Origin of the sequence: Methylobacterium isbiliense (genome assembly GCF_022179325.1) — a bacterium.
In the GTDB taxonomy this organism is placed as follows: domain Bacteria; phylum Pseudomonadota; class Alphaproteobacteria; order Rhizobiales; family Beijerinckiaceae; genus Methylobacterium; species Methylobacterium isbiliense.
Window position 1 is genome coordinate 1 of record NZ_BPQQ01000094.1, and the last position, 2,950, is coordinate 2,950.

Annotated in this window: 1 protein-coding gene; it reads left to right on the top strand. The window is 67.2% G+C overall.

The genetic code is table 11. The features are described from left to right. Positions 1-295: 295 nt before the first annotated feature. On the top strand, positions 296-2,950 hold a 2,655-nt coding region (locus MFF61_RS29425), incomplete at its 3' end, for an esterase-like activity of phytase family protein (RefSeq protein WP_238241242.1).

Genomic DNA, 2,950 nt, shown 5'->3' on the forward strand with positions numbered 1-2,950 from the left:
ACCGCGGCCAACTTCACCTTCAGCTAAATCATACCAGCGGTCATTTCCAATGACCGCTGGTTCGGTTCGCGATTGTTCGTCAGATCTTTGATCTGGCGTCGAAAAATCGAGATATCTCAACGGCCCCGTCGATCCCGGGCCTGCCCGGGATCGAGATCGATGCGTCAGCATCCTGAGCCGTTGCTATCGGTCCTGCCAACAGGTGGCCGGAGCAGATCCGGCCACCTTTCCTACGATCTCGATCATCATCAGTCGTTGACGTCTCCTGCCGGCTCGTTTGGAGAGGACAATCACGATGGCATCGTCGGCTGTTCCGGACACGCTTCGCGTCGCAACCTTCAATGCCTCGCTCAACCGCAGCTCGGCAGGCACACTGATCAATGATCTCAGCACGCCCGGCAACAGCCAGGCGAGGACGGTCGCAGAGATCATCCAGCGCAACGCGCCGGATATCATCCTTATCAATGAATTCGACTACGACAACAGGGGTCCCAACGGCTCGTCCCTGGCGGCCGACCTCTTCCGCCGCAACTACCTCACCGTCGGTCAGAACGGTCAGGCGCCGATCGACTATCCCTACGTGTTCATCGCCCCGTCGAACACGGGCATCGCGTCCGGCTTCGACCTCAACAACAACGGCGTGGCCGTGACGACTCCGGGCGCGCCGGGCTACGGCGACGACTCGCTCGGCTTCGGGGACTTCCCCGGCCAGTACGGGATGGTGCTGTTCTCGCGCTATCCGATCGATGCCGCGGCGGCGCGGACCTTCCAGAACTTCCTCTGGAAGGACATGCCGGGCGCCCGCCTGCCCGACAACGCCGCCACGCCGGCGCCCCAGGACTTCTACTCGCCCGAGGAACTCGCCGTCTTCCGCCTGTCCTCCAAGAGCCACTGGGACGTGCCCGTCAACGTCAACGGCGAGACGGTGCACATCCTGGCCGCGCATCCGACGCCCCCGACCTTCGACGGGCCCGAGGACCGCAACGGCCTGCGCAACGCCGACGAGATCCGATTCTTCTCGGATTACGTGCAGCCTGGCCAGGGCAGCTACATCAGAGACGACCAGGGCCGGTCCGGCGGGCTTGCCGCGGGCGAGCGCTTCCTGATCCTCGGCGACATGAACGCGGATCCGTTCGACGGCGACAGCGTTGCGCAGGCCGCTCGCCAGATCCTCGACGCGCCGCTCGTCGACGCGAGCGTCACGCCGACGAGCCAGGGCGGACCCCAGCAGGCCGCGCTCCAGGGTGCCGCGAACACCCGCCAAGTCGGCGATCCCCGTTTCGACACGGCCGACTTCGCCGACACCGCGCCGGGCAACCTGCGGGTGGACTACGTCCTGCCCTCGCTCAACGGGCTCGACCCGCTCAGCGGACGCGTGTTCTGGCCGCTCGCCACCGACCCGACCTTCCCGCTCGTCGGGACCTTCACGCCGAGCCTCCCCGGGGGTTTCCCGAGCTCAGACCACCGCCTCGTTTCCCTCGACGTCGCCGTCACGGACGACACGACGCGCACGATCGGCCGCGTCGAGTTCCTCGGGCAGGCGACCTTCCCGACCGGGACCCAGGTCGCCGGGACTGAACTCGGTGGCCTTTCCGGCATCACCTACGACCGCGTGAACGATCGCTACCTGTCGATCTCCGACGACCGGAGCCAGATCAATCCGGCGCGCTTCTACACGCTCGGGATCGACCTCTCCGACGGGCGCCTCGACCAGGGCGACGTGACCGTGCGCGGCGCCACCGCGCTGCGTCAGAACGGCGCCACGTTCCCGGCGCTGTCCCTCGACCCCGAGGGCATCGCACTCACCGGGAGCGGCATCTACGTCTCATCCGAGGGCGAGGCCGACCCGGTCTCCGGTCGCTTCACGAACCCCTTCGTCCGGCTGTTCGGCCTCGACGGGAACCAGATCGGCACCCTGCCGGTCGACGGGAAGTTCAACCCGGCCACGAGCGGCACCACCGGCGTGCGCAACAATCTCGCCTTCGAGAGTCTGACGGTCACGCCCGACCAGGGCATCCTCTACACGGCGACCGAGAACGCGCTGGCCCAGGACGGTCCCGCGGCCTCGCTGACGAGCGGCACCGCGTCGCGCATCCTGCGCTACGATCTCTCGACCAACCGCGAGACGGGTGAGTTCGTCTACCTGACGGATGCGGTCACGGCCGCTCCGACGCCGACCGGAAGCTTCGCGACGAACGGGCTCGTTGACCTCCTGGCCATCGACAACGGCAGCACGCTGCTCGCGCTTGAGCGCTCGTTCTCGACGGGGGTCGGCAATGCGATCAAGCTCTACAAGGTCGACCTGTCCGGCGCCACCGATGTCGCCGGCCTTGCCTCGCTGCCGACGCGCGTCGCGAACGGGACGATCCAGCTCGACGGCGTGACACCCGTCCGCAAGCAACTGCTCCTCGACCTCGGCACGCTCGGGATCACACTCGACAACGTCGAGGGCCTGACGTTCGGGCCGCGGCTGCCGGATGGCCGCCAGAGCCTGGTCATGGTCGCGGACAACAACTTCGCGGCCTCGCAGGTCACGCAGGTCCTGGCCTTCGCGGTCGACATCGACGGCCGGCTTCCGGTCTCGACGAACGACGGCCTGGTGGGCACGGATGGTCCGGATACCCTGCGGGGCGGGGCTGGAAACGACGTCGTGTTCGGCCGGCTCGGGAATGACCTGTTGTTCGGCGAACTGGGCGACGACTTCATCGGGGCGGGCGCCGGCAACGATTTCGCGTCGGGTGGCTTCGGCCGGGACGAGGTTCATGGCGAGGACGGCAACGACCTGCTGTTCGGTGACGACGATGATGACGGCCTCTACGGTGAGGCGGGCAACGACACCATCAATGGCGGCACCGGCAACGACGTCATCACGGGCGATGACGGCAACGACCGGCTCAATGGCGAACAGGGCAACGACACCCTCCGGGGCGGCGGCGGCGACGACTACCTG